Source organism: Kitasatospora sp. NPDC093102 (assembly GCF_040683915.1).
GTDB lineage: Bacteria > Actinomycetota > Actinomycetes > Streptomycetales > Streptomycetaceae > Kitasatospora.
The window spans coordinates 129,458-147,377 of record NZ_JBFBFA010000014.1; the positions used below are offsets into that span (position 1 = coordinate 129,458).

The 17,920-nt window shown below is 72.3% G+C and carries 16 protein-coding genes; 7 read left to right on the forward strand and 9 right to left on the reverse strand.

Going from position 1 to position 17,920, the window contains the following annotated elements; genetic code table 11:
* Positions 1-50 precede the first annotated feature (50 nt).
* The 6 genes from murJ (at position 51) to trxA (ending at position 8,140) form a co-directional block, all read left to right on the forward strand.
* Positions 51-2,501, forward strand: a complete 2,451-nt coding sequence (gene murJ / locus AB0O11_RS20390; RefSeq protein ID WP_363388648.1) for a murein biosynthesis integral membrane protein MurJ — start codon at positions 51-53, stop codon at positions 2,499-2,501.
* Positions 2,502-2,804: 303 nt separating this feature from the next.
* Positions 2,805-4,787 (forward strand): discoidin domain-containing protein, encoded by a 1,983-nt coding sequence (locus AB0O11_RS20395; RefSeq protein ID WP_363388651.1) that lies wholly within the window; start codon positions 2,805-2,807, stop codon positions 4,785-4,787.
* 74 nt (positions 4,788-4,861) lie between these two features.
* Entirely contained in the window at positions 4,862-5,584 is a 723-nt protein-coding gene (gene sigM / locus AB0O11_RS20400) for an RNA polymerase sigma factor SigM (protein WP_363388654.1), read from the forward strand.
* Positions 5,581-6,543 carry a hypothetical protein gene (locus AB0O11_RS20405; RefSeq protein WP_363388657.1) on the forward strand — a complete coding sequence of 321 codons (963 nt, stop codon included), beginning with the start codon at positions 5,581-5,583 and terminating at the stop codon, positions 6,541-6,543. The genes sigM and AB0O11_RS20405 overlap by 4 nt, the downstream gene beginning before the upstream one ends.
* Before the next feature lie 173 nt (positions 6,544-6,716).
* Positions 6,717-7,682 carry a thioredoxin-disulfide reductase gene (trxB, locus tag AB0O11_RS20410; protein WP_363388660.1) on the forward strand — a complete coding sequence of 322 codons (966 nt, stop codon included), beginning with the start codon at positions 6,717-6,719 and terminating at the stop codon, positions 7,680-7,682.
* 131 nt (positions 7,683-7,813) lie between these two features.
* Positions 7,814-8,140: a thioredoxin gene (gene trxA / locus AB0O11_RS20415; RefSeq protein ID WP_224284274.1), complete on the forward strand. Its 327-nt coding sequence runs from the start codon at positions 7,814-7,816 to the stop codon at positions 8,138-8,140.
* Between the two features lie 80 nt (positions 8,141-8,220).
* Here trxA and AB0O11_RS20420 read toward each other — a convergent pair whose 3' ends face one another.
* From AB0O11_RS20420 to rpmH, 9 genes are all read right to left on the reverse strand, one after another.
* Positions 8,221-8,838: a GNAT family N-acetyltransferase gene (locus AB0O11_RS20420; protein ID WP_363388664.1), complete on the reverse strand. Its 618-nt coding sequence runs from the start codon at positions 8,836-8,838 to the stop codon at positions 8,221-8,223.
* 132 nt (positions 8,839-8,970) lie between these two features.
* Positions 8,971-10,011, reverse strand: a complete 1,041-nt coding sequence (locus AB0O11_RS20425) for a ParB/RepB/Spo0J family partition protein (protein ID WP_363388667.1) — start codon at positions 10,009-10,011, stop codon at positions 8,971-8,973.
* Positions 10,008-10,952, reverse strand: coding sequence for a ParA family protein (locus tag AB0O11_RS20430; RefSeq protein ID WP_363388706.1), 945 nt, complete (start codon positions 10,950-10,952; stop codon positions 10,008-10,010). The genes AB0O11_RS20425 and AB0O11_RS20430 overlap by 4 nt, the downstream gene beginning before the upstream one ends.
* 274 nt (positions 10,953-11,226) lie before the next feature.
* Complete coding sequence (gene rsmG, locus AB0O11_RS20435; protein WP_363388670.1) at positions 11,227-12,045, reverse strand: 16S rRNA (guanine(527)-N(7))-methyltransferase RsmG; 819 nt, start codon at positions 12,043-12,045, stop codon at positions 11,227-11,229.
* Positions 12,046-12,204: 159 nt separating this feature from the next.
* Positions 12,205-12,735, reverse strand: a complete 531-nt coding sequence (locus AB0O11_RS20440; protein ID WP_224284461.1) for a R3H domain-containing nucleic acid-binding protein — start codon at positions 12,733-12,735, stop codon at positions 12,205-12,207.
* A gap of 82 nt (positions 12,736-12,817) precedes the next feature.
* The gene (gene yidC, locus AB0O11_RS20445; RefSeq protein ID WP_363388673.1) at positions 12,818-13,975 is read right to left on the reverse strand and encodes a membrane protein insertase YidC; all 1,158 of its coding nucleotides are present in this window, start codon (positions 13,973-13,975) and stop codon (positions 12,818-12,820) included.
* Entirely contained in the window at positions 13,972-14,343 is a 372-nt protein-coding gene (yidD, locus tag AB0O11_RS20450) for a membrane protein insertion efficiency factor YidD (protein WP_224284463.1), read from the reverse strand. Before yidD ends, yidC begins: the two co-directional genes overlap by 4 nt.
* Positions 14,340-14,768 carry a ribonuclease P protein component gene (gene rnpA / locus AB0O11_RS20455; RefSeq protein WP_363388677.1) on the reverse strand — a complete coding sequence of 143 codons (429 nt, stop codon included), beginning with the start codon at positions 14,766-14,768 and terminating at the stop codon, positions 14,340-14,342. Before rnpA ends, yidD begins: the two co-directional genes overlap by 4 nt.
* 18 nt (positions 14,769-14,786) lie before the next feature.
* Positions 14,787-14,924, reverse strand: coding sequence for a 50S ribosomal protein L34 (rpmH, locus tag AB0O11_RS20460; RefSeq protein WP_030059672.1), 138 nt, complete (start codon positions 14,922-14,924; stop codon positions 14,787-14,789).
* 354 nt (positions 14,925-15,278) lie between these two features.
* Here rpmH and dnaA point away from each other — a divergent pair, with 354 nt between their 5' ends.
* The gene (gene dnaA / locus AB0O11_RS20465; RefSeq protein ID WP_363388680.1) at positions 15,279-17,150 is read left to right on the forward strand and encodes a chromosomal replication initiator protein DnaA; all 1,872 of its coding nucleotides are present in this window, start codon (positions 15,279-15,281) and stop codon (positions 17,148-17,150) included.
* The last annotated feature ends 770 nt before the right edge of the window (positions 17,151-17,920 follow it).

Sequence of the window (17,920 nt, forward strand, 5' to 3'; positions counted from 1 at the left end):
GACCCCCTGCACCGCCGGGCCGGCCTCCCCCACGACAGCGAAGAGGTGACATGACCGGGCGCAGCGAGGAGAGGCCGCCGGGCCGCGGTGAGAGCCGGCCGGGCGCCGAGTCGCCGTCCGGCGACTGGTACGTGGCCGACACCTACGCCCAGGACCCGTACGCGGCGGACGCCTACGGGCACCCGCAGAACGGTCAGGACCCGTACGGCCTGCAGGCCGGTCGGCCTGCCGCGCCCCAGCCGCCGGCCGCCGCGTACGACGTGCCGCCGCAGCTGCCGCCGCAGGTCGGCGGCTACCCGACGCCGGTGCCGCCGACCCCCTACCAGGCCCCGGAGCAGTTCTCGGCCCCGGTGCCGCCGGTGCAGCCCGGCTGGGACACCCCGGTGCAGCCCGCCTGGCAGCAGGATCCGGCCCCGGCGCAGGCCGGCGGCCACTGGGGCGGCGCCGAGCAGCCCCGGCCGCAGTGGGAGCCGGGCCCGGCGCACTCCGCCTGGGACACCGAGACCACCGAGTACGTCGGGGTGGAGGCGCTGTTCGGCGGCCACCCGGCTCAGGCCGCGGCCCAGCCGCCGGTCCCGCAGCCCGCCCCGGCCCCCCAGCCGGCCGCCCCTGCGGCCGGCCACGCGCCGTATCCGCCGATGGGCGGCTACCCGGTGCAGCCGCAGCACGGCGGCGCTCCGGGCGGGCAGCACCACTTCGTGCCGCCGATCGAGTTCGACCCGCCGCTCTCCGAGCAGGAGGCCACCATGCAGGTGGCCGCCGTCGCGGTGCCCCCGGCGGTCGAGCCGTCGGCGGACGTCATCGCCGAGGAACAGGCGCCCGCACCCGCCGCCGAGCCCGCCAAGGCGGCCGGCGGCGGCAAGGTCTCCAGCCTGCTGAACTCCAGCGCGATCATGGCGGCCGGCACGCTGGTCTCCCGGGGCACCGGCTTCGTCCGGACCATGGTGATCACCGCGGCCATCGGCGTCGGCGTGATGGGCGACTCGTACAACGCGGCGAACACCCTGCCGACCCTGCTGTACATCCTGATCGGCGGCGGCGCGCTGAACGCGGTCTTCGTGCCGCAGCTGGTGCGCAGCATGAAGAACGACGAGGACGGCGGCACCGCGTACGCCAGCCGACTGCTCACCCTGGTGATGGTCGGGCTCGGCGGCGTGGTCTTCCTGGCGGTGCTCGGGGCACCCGTGCTGGTGCAGCTGATCGCGCACCCGATGATGGCCAACCCGGAGCGCGCCGACACCACGGTGGCGATGGCCCGCTACTGCCTGCCGACCATCTTCTTCATGGGCATCCACGTGGTCATGGGCCAGATCCTGAACGCCCGTGGCCGCTTCGGCGCGATGATGTGGACCCCGGTCCTGAACAACATCGTGGTGATCTTCACCTTCTCCGCCTACATCTGGGTCTACGGCGGGTTCGGCACCACCCACGTCACCCCGGAGGGCGTCTCCCCCGAGGGCGTGCGGCTGCTCGGTCTCGGCACCCTGGTCGGTCTGGTCGTCCAGTCGCTGGCGATGATCCCGTACCTGCGGGCCGCGGAGTTCCGCTACCGGCCCCGCTTCGACTGGCGCGGCCACGGCCTGGGCAAGGCCGCCCGGCTGGCCAAGTGGACGTTCTTCTTCGTGCTCGCCAACCAGGCCGGCTACCTGGTGATCACCCAGCTGTCCACCAAGGCGGGCGACGCCGCGTCGGCGGCCGGACACGGCGGCGTCGGCCTGGCCGCGTTCTCCAACGCACTGCTGATCTGGCAGCTCCCGCAGGCCGTGATCACCGTCTCGATCATGAGCGCGGTGCTCCCCCGGCTCTCCCGTGCGGCGGCCGACGAGGACGCCGGCGCCGTGCGCGACGACATCTCCTACGGGCTGCGCACCACCGCGGTGGCGGTCGTCCCGGCGGCCTTCCTGTTCCTGTCGCTCGGCCCGGTCATCGGCCGGGCGATCTACGCGGTCGGCGGCAACGACACCGTCCTGAGCGACGCCACCAACGTCGGTCTGATGCTCTCCGCGTTCGCGCTGGGCCTGATCCCGTACTCCGCCCAGTACGTGATGCTGCGCGGCTTCTACGCCTACGAGGACACCCGCACGCCGTTCTCCAACACCGTCTGGGTCGCGGCCTGCCAGGCCGGCTTCGCGCTGCTGTGCTGGCTGCTGCTGCCCGCCGAGTGGACGGTGACCGGAATCGCCTTCGGCTACGGCCTGGCCTACGCCGTCGGAGTGGCGGTCGCGATGCCGAAGCTGAAGAAGCGGATCGGCGGACTGGACACCAAGCGGATCGGCAGGACGTACAGCCGGCTGGCCGCCGCCTGCGTCCCGGCCACCGTGGTCGGCGTCGGCGCCAGCCTGGGGATCCAGCGGGTGCTCGGCGGCTGGCCGGGCAGCGTGGCGTCCCTGGTCGTGGCCGGCGGCCTCCAGCTGGCGGTCTTCGTGCTCATCGCGAAGCGCCTGCGGATCGAGGAGCTGAACGCCATGCTGGGCATGGTCCGCGGCCGACTGGGCCGCTGACCGTCCGACCACCGGCCGGACGAGCGGGCGCCCCGACCGGGCGTCAACCGGAGCGGGACGCTCCTCCGCTCGTCCGGCCGAATGCCGGGTCACCGGTTGGTTCGGGTCCGCCCGAACGCCGAATGGCGACCCGGTGTCGGATCTGCACCACATCTCTCCACCCGCGTGCAACCGAGCGGGCGTCTCAGCGGTCGTACCCGGTGGAGAAGAGTGGGCACAATTGTCCTGGAGCACAGGGCTGCCGACCCTCGGGCTCCAGCGACTCTCTCAGGCCGGGGCGACACAAGGGGAGGCAGGACCACGGTGGCTGATGGCACCAAGGCCGTCGTCGACACGTCAGCAGCTGACGCGGCGACGGACGAGGCCGCGCTGGCCGCGGCGATCGACGAGCTCGCGGGCTCGGAGGACGCCACCGGGAGCGCCCCCGCGGACGCCCGCGGGGGCGCCACCGCTGCCGCCGCCCCCGGGCGCACCGACGCGGAGGAGGACACGGACGAGGACAGGGACGGGGACGGGGACGACGAGCCGGCCACAGGCCCGGACCGGGAGTCCGCCGTCAGCGAGGAGACCTCGGAGATCACCGCCCCGCTCTCGGTCCAGGAGATCCGCGCCGAACTGGCCGCCGGCTCCCCCCGGAAGAAGGCCACCCCCGAACCCGCCCGCCCCGCGCGCCGCCCCACCGACCCGCAGCCCACGGTCGACCCGCGCGACACCGCCACCCTCCCGCGCACCCTTCCCGCCCCGCAGCGCCGCAGCGGCGACATGATCGGCCACCGGTACCGGCTGGAGGAGTGCATCTCCCAGACCGAGACCTTCAGCAGCTGGCGCGCCGTCGACGAGAAGCTGCGCCGGGCGGTCGGCGTCCACCTGATGGCCTCCGGCCACCAGCGGGCCCGCAAGGTGCTGGCCGCGGCCAAGTCCGCCGCCCTGCTCGGCGACCCGCGCTTCGTCCAGGTGCTGGACGCCGTCCACGAGGGCGAGCTGGTCTACATCGTGCGGGAGTGGCTGCCGCACTCCTCCGACCTGGCCAAGCTGCTCGTGAACGGCCCGATGGAGCCGCACGAGGCGTACCAGATGGTCCGCCAGGTCGCCGACGCCGTCGCGGCCGCCCACCAGCGCGGCCAGGCCCACCTGCGGCTCACCCCGCGCTGCGTCCTGCGCACCGACAGCGGCCAGTACCGGATCAACGGCATCGCAGTGGACGCCGCCCTGCGCGGGCTGCCCGCCGAGGACGCCGAGGACGCCCAGCGGGCCGACACCCGCGCGATCGGCGCACTGCTGTTCGCCGCGCTCACCCACCGCTGGCCGTACCCGGAGGACCGCTACGACCTCCAGGGCCTGCCCAAGGGCCTCCAGAACGCCGCGCCGGACCAGGTCCGCGCCGGCGTCCACAAGGGCCTGTCCGAGCTCGCCGCGCGGGCCCTGTTCGACCAGCCGCCGCACCACGCCAAGCCGATCACCACCCCGGAGGAACTGGTCCGGGCGATCGCCCAGCTGCCCCGGATCCGCCAGCCCGAGCCGGAGCTGCCCGACTTCCCGACCCCGCCCCGGCACAACACCCACGCGCTGCCCACCGCGCCCAACCCGACCCGGGTGGCCGACACCACCGTCGCCCCGCTGCCGGCCTCGTCCCGCCCGGCCTCCTCCCGGCGCACCAAGCGGCGGCTGCGCCGGGTGGTCAAGGCCACCGCCTGGACGATCGCGCTGGGCGCGATCGGCGTCGCCTCCTGGCAGTTCGTCGACGGCCTGCGCCACACCCCGCCGGCCGTCACGCCCCCGCTCCCCTCGGCCACCAGCACCGCACCGAGCCCGCAGGCCAGCACCCACAACCCGGTACCGATCGCGATCAAGGACGCGCAGTCGTACAACCCGCTGGGCGACGGGGCCGAGGGCAAGGAGACCTTGGCCAACGCCATCGACGGCAAGCCCGACACCCAGTGGACCACCCAGTGGTACGAGGACCAGTTCTCCCCCAGCCTCTACAAGGCGGGCACCGGTCTGCTGCTCGACCTCGGCTCGCCGCAGGCCGTCAGCTCGGTGAACGTCCAGTTCGCCGGGAACCACACGGCGGAGCTCCGGGTGCCCAACGCCTCGGCCGCGGCCAATCCGAAGGGCGCCCCGCTCAACGACTTCACCGTGGTCGGCAAGAAGAGCGGCGGCACGGCCGACTTCACCCTCGACAACCCGGTCACCACGCGTTACCTCTTGATCTGGCTGACCAGTCTGCCGAAGGATTCCGACGGCAAGTTCCGTGGCCACGTCGCCGAGGTCAAGGCCTTCGGCTGACCCGGTGACCGCGGTGACGCGTCCTGCGACACGCGTCGGACGACACGGGCGAACGGCCGGGACGGAGGGGGACGGTGACGGACGGGGTGGACCGGACGGACGACGACGCGGCGCTGCTCGCCCGGCACGTCGCCGGCGACCCGGCGGCCTTCGGCCTGCTGGTGGACCGCCACCGCGACCGGCTCTGGGCGGTCGCCCTGCGCACCCTGGGCGACCGCGAGGAGGCCGCCGACGCCCTCCAGGACGCCCTGGTCTCCGCCTTCCGTGCCGCCGCAGGCTTCCAGGGCCGCTCGGCGGTCACCACCTGGCTGCACCGGATCGTGGTCAACGCCTGCCTGGACCGCGCGAGGCGCAGCGCCACCCGCCGCACCACCCCGCTCGACGAGGACCCTCAGCGGCTGGACACCCTCATCGGCACCGCCGAGCCGGCCGACTCCCCCGTGGTCCGGGCCGAGCTGCACCGCGAGCTGACCGCGGCGCTCGCCGAGCTGCCCGCCGAGCAGCGGGCCGCGCTGGTGCTGGTCGACATGCAGGGCTACCCGGTGGCCGAGGCGGCCGAGCTGCTGGGCGTCCCGGTGGGCACCGTGAAGAGCCGCTGCGCACGCGGTCGGGCCCGGCTCCTCCCGCTGGTCCGGCACCTGCGCGAGCCGGATGTTTCACGTGAAACACCGCCCGCGCCCGGCTCGGCCCCATCGCGCCGGGACACCCCGGGGAACCCGCAGCGCCCCGGCACCGTCACAGGGACGGGCCCGAGCACCGGTCGGACGGTTCTGGAAGGAGACGCGAGCACCCGATGAACGCCCACCCCTCCTTCCCCGACCCCGCCGACGGCCACCCCCTGGTGGAGCAGCTCGCCGACCTCGCCGAGGGGCTGATCGACTCCCCGGACACCGCCGGGGCGCTGCGGCAGCACCTGGACGGCTGCGCCGAGTGCCGGGAGACCGTCGACGCGCTCGCCGAGGTCCAGGCGCTGCTCGGCGACGTCGTGGCCCCTCCGATGCCGGCCGACGTCGCCGCCCGGCTGGACGCGGCGCTGGCCGAGGCCGCCGCCGGGAGCGACCGCGAGGCCGCCGGCCGGCCGCAGGAGGACCCCGCGGCCGGCCGGCGGACCGGAACCCCGGACCGACCCGCACGCGCCGCCGCGGAGCCCGTCACGGCCTCCTCCGACGCCCCCTCCCGGCCCGCGGACCGACCCGCCGGCCGGGCCGACGCGGCCACCGGCCCCGGCCGCTCCCGTCCCCGTCGGCGGCGCTTCGCCCTGCTGCTCGGCACGGCGGCCGCCCTGGCCGCACTCGGGCTCGGCGGGGCACTGCTGCTGCACCCCGACGACCGGTCCGGCACTGTGACGGCCACCGCGGGCGGGGCCCCGACCGCCGACGACCACGGCGCCCGCACCCCGCACGCAGCGGGTGCCGGCACCGACTACCGCGAGGACGAACTCGCCGCCCAGGTCCAGCAGTTGCTGGCCCGCTCGGAGACCGTCCCGGGGCTGCGGGCCACCGGGCCCGCCAAGTCCGAGGGCGCCCTGCCCGCCGACGGTGCCCGACCGGAGCCCGACTCCCCCGCCTCCGCCGACCCGGGCTGCCCGGCCCCCGCCGCCGGCAGCCCGCTGGCCACCGACCGGGGCAGCTACCGGGGCGCCCCGGTCGACGTCCTGGTCTACCCGCTGCCCGGCCGGCCCGGCTTCGTCGACGTCTACCTGCGCTCCACCGGCTGCGGCCCGGTCCTCCTGCACCAGGCCGTTCCCAGCCGCTGACCGACGGTTCCCATGCGATCCACGCCAACTGCGCCACGCCGCTTCCGGACTTCGGGCACCTGGTACTGATCCGCCTGGGAATGCGAGACACTGGTCAGTCGTTGTCCCGGGCGGCGGAGCAGGACCGCCCTCCCCGCAGCAAACGCGGGTCGCGATGCGAACCAGGAGAAGCAGTGAGCGACGTCCGTAACGTGATCATCATCGGTTCCGGCCCGGCCGGGTACACGGCCGCTCTCTACACGGCCCGTGCCTCCCTCAGGCCGCTGGTCTTCGAGGGGGCCGTCACCGCCGGTGGTGCGCTGATGAACACCACCGAGGTCGAGAACTTCCCGGGTTTCCGGGACGGCATCATGGGCCCCGAGCTGATGGACAACATGCGGGCCCAGGCCGAGCGCTTCGGCGCCGAGCTGATCCCCGACGACATCGTCGCGGTCGACCTCACCGGTGACATCAAGACCGTCACCGACTCCGAGGGCAACGTGCACAAGGCGCGCGCCGTGATCGTCACCACCGGCTCCCAGCACCGCAAGCTCGGCCTGCCGAACGAGGACAAGCTGTCCGGCCGCGGCGTCTCCTGGTGCGCCACCTGCGACGGCTTCTTCTTCCGCGACCAGGACATCGCGGTGGTCGGCGGCGGCGACACCGCCCTGGAGGAGGCGACCTTCCTCTCCCGCTTCGCCAGGAGCGTCACGATCATCCACCGCCGGGACACCCTGCGCGCCTCCAAGGCGATGCAGGAGCGTGCCTTCGCCGACCCGAAGATCCGCTTCGAGTGGGACAGCGCGGTCGAGGCCATCCACGGCGACCCGAAGCTGAGCGGCGTCACCCTGCGCGACACCACCACCGGCGAGACCCGCGAGCTGGCCGTCACCGGCCTGTTCATCGCGATCGGCCACGACCCGCGCACCGAGCTCTTCCAGGGCCAGCTGGACCTGGACGCCGAGGGCTACCTCAAGGTCGAGGCCCCCTCCACCCGGACCAACATCCCGGGCGTCTTCGGCGCCGGCGACGTCGTCGACCACACCTACCGCCAGGCCATCACCGCCGCCGGCACCGGCTGCTCCTCCGCCCTGGACGCCGAGCGCTACCTGGCGGCGCTGGACGACCTGGAGGCCAAGGCCGCCGCCGTCGCGGTCTGAGCCCCTCCCCCGATCCATCCCGCGGGGGTGTTCCACGTGGAACACCCCCGCCCCGGCCGGGCAGAAACAGAACGGACCCACCCGTTGTTCTCCTGGTAGCAGCCCCCTCCGTCCGAACCCGAGGAGTTCCCGTGGCCGGCGCCACCACCACAGTCACCGACGCGACGTTCCAGGCCGACGTCCTGGAGAGCGAGAAGCCCGTACTGGTCGACTTCTGGGCCACCTGGTGCGGCCCGTGCCGCCAGGTCGCCCCGATCCTGGACGAGATCGCGGCCGAGCACAGCGACAAGCTGACCATCGCCAAGCTCGACGTGGACGCCAACCAGGCGACCGCCGCCCAGTACGGCGTCATCTCGATCCCGACCCTGATCGTCTACAAGGGCGGCGAGCCGGTGAAGTCCATCACCGGTGCCCGTCCGAAGGCCGCGCTGCTGCGCGAGCTGGCCGAGTTCATCTAGGTCTTCCGCTCGTCGACCACACGGCGGCGGGGCTCCCCTCCAATGGGGGAGCCCCGCCGCCGTCGTCTTCCGGGCTTCTCCTAGAACGGCCGCAGCGCGGGCTCCTTGCGCCCGCCGCCCAGCAGCCGCTCCAGCGCCCCCTCCACGTCGCCCCGCCAGGAGAGCGTGGTCCGCGCCTCCAGCCGCAGCCGCGGGTAGCGCTGGTGCGGACGGACGGTCTTGAAGCCGACCGCGAGCAGGTGGTCGGCCGGCAGCACGCAGCTGGTGGGCACCCGCCCGGCCGAGCCGAAGGCCTCGATCGCCCGCACCCCGCGCCCGATCAGGTCCTTCGCCACGGTCTGCACCAGCACCCGGCCGAGCCCCTGGCGCTGGTAGCCCGGCAGCACCCGGCTGACCATCAGCTGAACGGCGTCCGGCGAGACCGGGCTGGTCGGGAAGGACTGCGAGCGGGGGACGTAGGCGGGCGGCGCGTACAACACGAACCCGGCGGGCCGGTCGTCCACGTAGACGATCCGGCCGCAGGAGCCCCACTCCAGCAACACCGTGGAGATCCATCCCTCCTTCTCCAGCTCCGGCTTGCCCGACTCCACCGCCTGCTTCGCGCTGACCGGGTCCAGCTCCCAGAACACGCAGGAGCGGCAGCCGGTCGGCAGGTCCCCGAGGTTGTCCAGCGTCAGCGGAGCGATCCGGCGTCCCATGGCCGCACCTCCTCCTCCCTTTCACGGTCGAGCATTCCCCCACGAACACCGATGGGTGCATGTTTCACGTGAAACAGCGCTCACGTGGAACACGCACCCATCGGGTCGTTGCCCTCGGCCGGCCGGTCCGGCTCAGCCCTGCGACAGCCGCAGACCGTCCTCACCCGGGGCCATGCTGTCCAGGATCCGGTTCAGGTCCTCCACCGAGCCGAACTCCAGCACCACCTTGCCCTTGCCCAGCTTGCCTCCGCGCTGCGACACCTCGACCTTGACCCGGGTGTCGAAGCGGTCGGACAGCCGGCTCGCCAGGTCGTTGAACGCCGGGGAGTTCAGCTTGCCCGCCTTCGGCGTCTGGCGCTTCTGCTTCTCCGGCTCCTCCGAGCGCATCAGCACGACGATCTCCTCGACGTTGCGCACCGTGAGGCCCTCGGCGTTGACCCGCGCGGCCAGCCGCTCCTGCTGCTCGGGGTCCGACAGTCCGAGCAGCGCCCGGGCGTGCCCGGCCATCAGCGTCCCGGCCACCAGCCGGAGCTGAACGGACGGCGGGAGCTTCATCAGCCGCAGGGTGTTGGAGACGTGCGTGCGCGAGCGGCCGATCCGGTCGGCCAGCTCCTCGTGGGTGCAGGAGAAGTCCCGCAGCAGCTGGTCGTACGCGGCGGCCTCCTCCACCGGGTTCAGCTCGGCCCGGTGCAGGTTCTCCAGGAGGGCGTCCAGCAGCAGCTTGTCGTCCTCGGTGGCCCGGACGATCGCCGGGATCCGCTCCAGCCCGGCCTCCCGGGAAGCGCGCCAACGGCGCTCGCCCATGATCAGCTCGAAGCTGTCGGCACCGACCTGGCGCACCACGATCGGCTGGAGCAGGCCGACCTCCTTGATGGAGGTGACCAGCTCGGCCAGCTTGTCCTCGTCGAAGACCTCACGCGGCTGGCGCGGGTTGGGGGTGATTGCGTCCAGCGGCAGCTCGGCGAAGTAGGCACTGGCAGGCTGTGCCTGCTCCGCCTGCTTCTCCGCGGCCGCCCGGGCCGCCACCGTGCCACGGCCGCTCGGCAGCGGCGTCACCGAGGCCGGTACGGGCGCGGCTGTCGCGGGCTTCGCCTCCGCCCCGCCGTCCACCGGCGCGGCGGGGCGGATCAGCGCCTCCAGCCCTCGGCCCAGACCAACCCTGCGAGCACTCACTGATGACCCTCCGTCGTGCCGTACTGTGCCACCGGGGCGCCGTGCCCCTGGTGGCCGTCCCGCTGTTGACCCACCAGCGGTCCGCCCTGGCCCACCGCACGCAGCGCGAGCTCGCGGGCGGCCTCCAGGTAGGAGAGCGCCCCGGTCGAGCCCGGGTCGTAGGTGAGCACCGTCTGCCCGTAGCTGGGCGCCTCCGAGATGCGCACCGAGCGGGGGATCGCCGTGCTCAGCACCTCTTGCTGGAAGTGGGTCCGGACCTCCTCGGCGACCTGGGCGGCCAGCCTGGTCCGGGCGTCGTACATGGTGAGCAGGATGGTCGACACGTGCAGTGCGGGGTTGAGGTGCGCCCGCACCAGCTCGACGTTGCGCAGCAGCTGGCCGAGGCCCTCCAACGCGTAGTACTCGCACTGGATCGGGATCATCACCTCCCTGCCGGCGACCAGGGCGTTGACCGTCAACAGGCCCAGCGAGGGCGGACAGTCGATCAGGATGTAGTCGAGCGGCTGCTCGTAGGCGGCGATGGCGCGCTGGAGCCGGCTCTCCCGGGCCACCAGAGAGACCAGCTCGATCTCGGCGCCGGCCAGGTCGATGGTGGCGGGGACGCAGAACAGCCCCTCGACATCGTGCACCGGCTGCACGACGTCGGCCAGCGGCTTGCCCTCCACCAGGACGTCGTAGATGGACGGCACCTCGGCGTGGTGGTCGATACCGAGCGCGGTGGAGGCGTTGCCCTGCGGGTCGAGGTCGACGACCAGGACGCGCAGGCCGTGCATGGCGAGCGAGGCGGCCATGTTCACGGTGGTGGTGGTCTTGCCCACCCCGCCCTTCTGGTTGGCGACCACGATCACCCGGGTGGCGGCGGGCCGGGGCAGTCCCGCGCCCGCTCGGCCGATCGCCTGAACCGCAGCCTGGGCAGCCCGTGCGATGGGCGTGTCATCGATATGGTCGACGGTCTCCGAGTCCTGCATGGGGGTCAGTGTTTCACGTGAAACCGGAGCGGCAACAGTCGCCGCCCGGTCACGGCGGAGGATGCCCGAGAGCAAGGAGCGACGTTTCACGTGAAACACCATGCCCGCTATGCCGGAAATCTGACGTTGCGACACTCCGGCGTCCCGCTGTCGACCCGCCCGTCACCTGAACGACCGCGGGCGGACGCCCCTCCCGTTCAGGAGGCGCGTCCGCCCGTGCTCGGTACGTGTCCGGCGTCACGCCGGTTCAGCGGCCGCGACGCCGCCCGCCCCGGCCGCGCTCGCCGGTCCGGACGCTCGCGTTGCGGCCCGCCCGGGCCGCCTTGGCTCGCCGGGTGGCCGCCTTCACCCCGCCGGGGCTCTCCCCCGCCTTCACCTGGACCACCCGGGTCGAGGTCTCCAGGGTGCCCTCGCCCACCCCGATGACACTCCACTCGACCGCACCCAGCTTGGCCAGTCCGGCCCTCGAGTCGGCCAGTTCCTGCTCCGCGCTGTCCCCCTTGAGCGCCAGCATCTGACCGTGCGGGCGCAGCAGCGGCATGCCCCAGCCGGCCAACCGGTCCAGCGGCGCTACCGCCCGGGCGGTCACCACGTCTACCGCGAGCTTGCCGACCATCTCCTCGGCGCGGCCGCGCAGCACCGTGACGTTGTCCAGCCCCAGCTCCCGGACGACCTCCTCCAGGAAGGTGGTCCGGCGCAGCAGCGGCTCCAGCAGCGTCACCGAGACGTCCGGGCGGGCCAGCGCCACCGGGATGCCCGGCAGGCCGGCCCCGGAGCCGACGTCACACAGGGTGATGCCGGAGGGCAGCAACTCGGCCAGCACCGCGCAGTTCAGCACGTGGCGGTCCCAGAGCCGGGGCACCTCGCGGGGCCCGATCAGCCCGCGCTGCACACCCGCGGTGGCCAGCAGCTCGGTGTAGCGGACCGCGGCGTCGTAGCGCTCGCCGAAGACCTCCCGGGCCGCGGCCGGCGCCTCGGGCAGCTTCTCCAGCTCGGTGGCCCGCCCCTCAGCGGCCGGGTCCACGTCCGCCCCCGGCCGGCCGGCAGCCGCGTTCTCCGTGTCCATCTCGACCTCTCCGATCCCCGGATCCACCGACCCGCTCAACGCACTGTTTCACGTGAAACATCCCAGAAGGGACGACGACCCCGCCCGCACGAGGCGGACGGGGTCGCGTCCGGTGAAGCTCTCCGGCCGCCGCGGCGGCCGGTCGTCGACCTGTCGGCCTCAGACCGGCAGCACGACCACACACCGCTGGGGCTCTTCGCCCTCGGACTCGCTGCGCAGGCCGGCCGCGGCGACCGCGTCGTGGACGACCTTGCGCTCGAAGGGCGTCATCGGCCGCAGCTTGACCTGCTCGCCGGTGCTCTTGGCCTGCTCGGCGGCCTTGGCGCCGAGCACCGCCAGCTCCTCGCGCTTGCGGGCCCGGAAGCCGGCAATGTCCAGCATGAGGCGGCTGCGCTCGCCGGTCTCCCGGTGGACAGCCAACCGGGTCAGCTCCTGGAGGGCCTCCAGCACCTCGCCGTCCTGGCCGACCAGGCGCTGCAGCGCGCGGTCGTTGCCGTCGCTGACGATGGAGACCAGGGCGCGGTCGCCCTCGACGTCCATGTCGATGTCACCGTCGAGGTCCGCGATGTCGAGCAGACCCTCCAGGTAGTCCGCCGCGATGTCGCCCTCCTGCTCCAGGCGGGAGATGAGGCTCTCGTCGGCGCTGGCGGCGGCCTCGGCCTCGACGGCGGAGGTGGTGCCTTCCGTCACTGATGGACTCCTTCGGAGATGGGCCCGTCTGTCGGGCCGGGAACGAAGCTCTTCGCGGCAGTCACGCCAGGCTCGGGGCCGGTCAGGACTTCTTCTTCGGCCGCTGGCCGCCACCGCGCTTCGGCTGCTGCCGGGTGCCCTGCTTGGTGCCGGCGGGCGTGGCCCCGGTCTGCTTGGCGGCCGCCGGCTTGCCACCGGACTCGGCCGGGACGGTGTCGGCAGGCTCCTCGGCCTGGGCTTCCTTGCTCAGGTCGGCGGCCGGCTGCCCGGCACCGCCCTGCTGGCGCTGGGACTTGGACTGCCGACGGGGCTGCTGGCGGCTCGCCCGGACCGACTCCTCCACGACCGCGGCGGCGCTGGCCGCCTCGCTGATGGCCGCCTTGGACGGGGGCAGCATGCCCCAGAGCGCACCCTTGATCTCCGTACCGTCCGGACGCAGCCGGCCGGCCTTCTTCAGGCGCTCCTGGCGCTCCTGGAAAGCCTTGCTGCCCGGGGTCGGGTTGTTGTGGATGACGACCAGCTGCTGGCCCATCGACCAGACGTTCGTGGTCAGCCAGTAGACCAGGACACCGACCGGGAAGTTGATGCCCATCACGGCGAACATGATCGGGAAGACGTACATCAGCATCTTCTGCTGCTGCATGAACGGCGTCTTCACCGTGAGGTCGACGTTCTTGGTCATCAGCTGGCGCTGGGTGACGAACTGCGACAGCGACATCAGGATGATCATCACGGCGGTGACGATCTTGACGCTGGTCTCACTGCTGCTGACGAAGGTCGCGGACAGCGGGGCGCCGAAGATGTGCGCCTTGCCGGCGCTCACCAGCAGGTCGCCGTGGATCACACCGATCGAGCTGCCCTTGGCGACCGAGGCCAGCACACCGTAGAGGGCGGTGAAGAACGGCGCCTGCACGAGGATGGGAAGGCAGCTGGAGAACGGGTTGGTACCCGCCTCCTTGTACAGCTTCATCATCTCTTCGGACTGGCGCTGCCGGTCGTTCTTGTAGCGCTCCTGGATGGCCTTCATCTTCGGCTGGATCGCCTGCATGGCCCGGGTCGCCTTGATCTGCTTCACGAAGAGCGGGATCAGGCAGATCCGGATGACGACCACCATCGAGGCGATGGAGAGACCCCAGGCCCAGCCACCGTCCGGGTTGAAGATGTTGCTGTACAGCGAGTGGAACTGGACGATGATCCAGGACACCGCCGTGTACAGGGGATTCAGGAAGGAGAAGGTCACCGGTCAGGCTCCTTGGACAGGTGGATTGGCCGCACGGGACCAATGGTCGCCGGGCCCTCGGGGTCCGGACCGGCGGGGGTGGCGGTCACCGGGTCTCCGGTGGCGGACCGGCTCTTCAGCCAGTCTCGCAACCGCCGGTGCCACACCGGATGCTTGCGCGGCGGGACGTGATCGACCCCGCCGGGCGTCCACGGATTGCAGCGCAGGATGCGCCACGCGGTCAGCCCGCCGCCCTTGACCGCCCCGTGCACCTTCACGGCCTCGTAGCCGTAGTGCGAGCAGGAGGGGTAATAACGGCAGACCGGACCGAGCAGTGGGCTGATGGTCCACTGGTAGACCCTGATCAGACCCATCAGCAGGTACTTCATCGCCCTGCTCCCGTCGGCGCCGTGGCGGCGGGCTCCGTCCTCAGCAACCGCTTGAGTGCCGCGTCCAGGTCACGTTCGAGGTCCTGGTACGAGGCGGTCGCGGCCTGGGGCAGCGCACGCACCACTATCAGGCTACCGGCGGGCAGCCTGGACAGACGATCACGAACGAGGTGGCGCAACCGGCGCTTGACCAGGTTGCGGACGACCGCCGGGCCAACGGCCTTGCTCACGACGAAACCCGCACGCGCCGAAGGAGTCCCCTCGGCGACGTGCGGGCGGGAGTCGCTGGTCCGGTCGGTCTGCCCCTGGGGGTCACCTTCTCTGCTGAGATGGACGACCAGAAGGGGCCGGCCGGCCCGGCGACCGCGTTTCACCGCGGTCGCGAAGTCCTGGCGCCGCCGCAGCCGATTCTCGGAGGGCAGCACAACAGACTCTGGCGCGGATCAGGCGGACAGGCTGGCGCGGCCCTTGCCACGGCGGGCGGCCAGGATGGCGCGGCCGGCGCGGGTACGCATACGCAGCCGGAAGCCGTGGGTCTTCGCGCGGCGACGGTTGTTCGGCTGGAAGGTGCGCTTGCTCACTCGGGGGCTCCTGAGGTGAATCGTAGGATGACGGGGAGTCGCTTGGCCGTCACCGTGCGTCCGCGTGATCTCCCCTGATTTCGGAAATCCGGCCCATCGCCCCAGTTCGGCTGGGGTCTGAGGCAATCCACGGCGCCCGTGCTGCGCGCCTTATGGAGCGGGTGGACCCGCGGACATGCGGCAGCGGCCATCGACAACTCGACCTGGTTACGGTACGCGGGACGGGGTGCGAGGGTCAAACCAGCCGCCTCCGCCCCGCTTCGCCCACAGCCTGTGGACAACGACTTGATCCGGCCCTGTTCGCTGACTACCGTTGTAGAACTTGTCTGGTTTGTTCTTGGAAAGCGTGCACCAGTGGCTGATGTCAACAGCGACCTCGTCCCGGTCTGGGCCAGGGTCGTCGAGCGGCTGGTCAGCGACCCCGATGTCGGGGAGATGGACAAGCAGTGGGTGCAGCGCACCCAGCCGATGTGGATGATGCACGACACCGCCCTGCTGGCGACCCCGAACGAGCGGGCCAAGCAGGTGCTGGAGGGCCGGCTGCTGCCGCAGCTGACCGAGGCCCTCAGCCGTGAGCTCAGCCGCCCGGTCCGGATCGCCGTGATGGTCGACGCCAACGCGGTGCCGACCGCCCCCGCACCCGCCGCCCAGGCCCCCGCCGAGCCCTACCCGGGCCCGGCCGAGGAGCACGCCCCCGACTACGGCGACCAGGACTACCAGCAGCCGTACGAGCACGGCCAGCCCTACGAGAAGGGGCAGCCGTACGAGCACGGCCAGCCCTACGAGAAGGGGCAGCCGTACGAGCAGGACTACGAGCGCCCCCGCTACGACACCGGTGGCTACGACCCGCGCCAGGCCCCGTACGGCGGCCCCGGCGGCGGACAGGGCTGGCAGGGCTACCACGAGCAGCCGCCCGCCTACCGCGATCCGGAGGAGCCCACGCCCCGCCCGGCGCCGCGGCCCGTACCCGGCCCGCCCGCGACCACCCAGGGCGACCTCTTCGGCGGCGCCTACGGCCCCGGCCCGAACGAGCAGCCCCGCACCGGCGCCGGCCGCCGGGCCGGCGGCTCCCGTCCCTCCGGCGGCCGCCCGGCGGAGAAGGCCGCCCCGGAGCGCCCGGAGCGTCCCGGCGTCCCCGGGGTGCCCGCCCCGCCCGGCGCTCCCCCGGCCGGCGGCTCCCGCAAGGACGAGCCGGCCGCCCGGCTGAACCCCAAGTACCTGTTCGACACCTTCGTCATCGGCGCCAGCAACCGCTTCGCGCACGCGGCGGCGGTGGCGGTCGCCGAGGCCCCGGCCAAGGCGTACAACCCGCTCTTCATCTACGGCGAGTCCGGGCTGGGCAAGACCCACCTGCTGCACGCCATCGGGCACTACTCGCGCAGTCTCTTCCCGGGCACCCGGGTGCGCTACGTGTCCTCGGAGGAGTTCACCAACGAGTTCATCAACTCGATCCGGGACGGCAAGGCGGACACCTTCCGCCGCCGCTACCGGGACATGGACATCCTGCTCGTGGACGACGTCCAGTTCCTCGCGAGCAAGGAGTCCACGCAGGAGGAGTTCTTCCACACCTTCAACACCCTGCACAACGCGAACAAGCAGATCGTCCTCTCCTCGGACCGGCCGCCCAAGCTGCTGACCACGCTGGAGGACCGGCTGCGCAACCGCTTCGAGTGGGGCCTGATCACCGACGTCACCCCGCCGGAGCTGGAGACCCGGATCGCGATCCTGCGCAAGAAGGCGATCCAGGAGCAACTCAACGCTCCCGCCGACGTGCTGGAGTTCATCGCGTCCCGGATCACCCGCAACATCCGGGAGTTGGAGGGCGCGCTGATCCGGGTCACCGCCTTCGCCAACCTCAACCGGGCCCCGGTGGACCTGGAGTTGGCCGGGATCGTCCTCAAGGACCTGATCCCGGGCGGGGACGAGGACGCCGGCCCGGAGATCACCGCGCAGGTCATCATGCAGCAGACCGCCGCGTACTTCGGCCTGGGTGTGGACGACCTCTGCGGATCCTCGCGCAGCCGGGTGCTGGTGACGGCCCGGCAGATCGCGATGTACCTCTGCCGGGAGCTCACCGACCTCTCGCTGCCGAAGATCGGCGCACAGTTCGGCGGCCGCGACCACACCACGGTGATGCACGCGGACCGCAAGATCCGCTCGCTGATGGCCGAGCGGCGCTCGATCTACAACCAGGTCACCGAACTCACCAACCGCATCAAGAGCTAGCCGGCGCCGCGCAGTGCGGCCCGGGGCCCGTCCCGTCGATCGGCCCGGGCCCCGGGAACGACCGGCAGGACGGGCCCTCAGGGCGTCAGGAGCGAATCCTGACGCCCTTTTGCGCATCCACAGGTGTGCGTCGCGCGCCGACTGGGCAGGGATGCCGTCGGCGGACGATCCGCCAGTCCACAGTCCGCGCCGAACAGCTGACCGGTGATTCGAAAGCCCGGGGCGCGCAAGGCCGTTGTCCACAGGACCGGCCCCTTCTCCACCGTCCACAGGGTGGGGAGTGCGGAGTTATCCAGAATTCGTCCACAGGCCCGTCGCCGCTACGCTCTTCCGCGCAGGTCACGTGCCTGTGGACTTGTGCACAACGGTTATCCACAGGGTGTGGACAATTGACGGGCCACCAGTGGGCCGTCCGGGTTATCCACCGGTTGTCCCCAGGGGAGGGGCGGTTATCCCCAGGTTGTCCACAGCCGCGTCCACAGTTCGACAACCGTGGGCTGGCGTTCATACCCTGGTGTGAAAGGCGTCACGAAAAGTTGACCGGCGCCCGTGGATAACCGGGCCCGGATCTGGGGACAGCCCTGGGGATAACCTGTGGATACCGTGCGTGGCCTGTGGGTAACGCTCGGCTGTCCACAGCGAGGCCTGTCCGTCCACAGCCGCCGTCCACACCCGCTGTGGACAAAATTCGGGCTCTGACCTGCGGAAACGGGGTTATCCACGGTTTCCACAGGCCCTACTACTACCACTACACATTTAGACCCCGGACT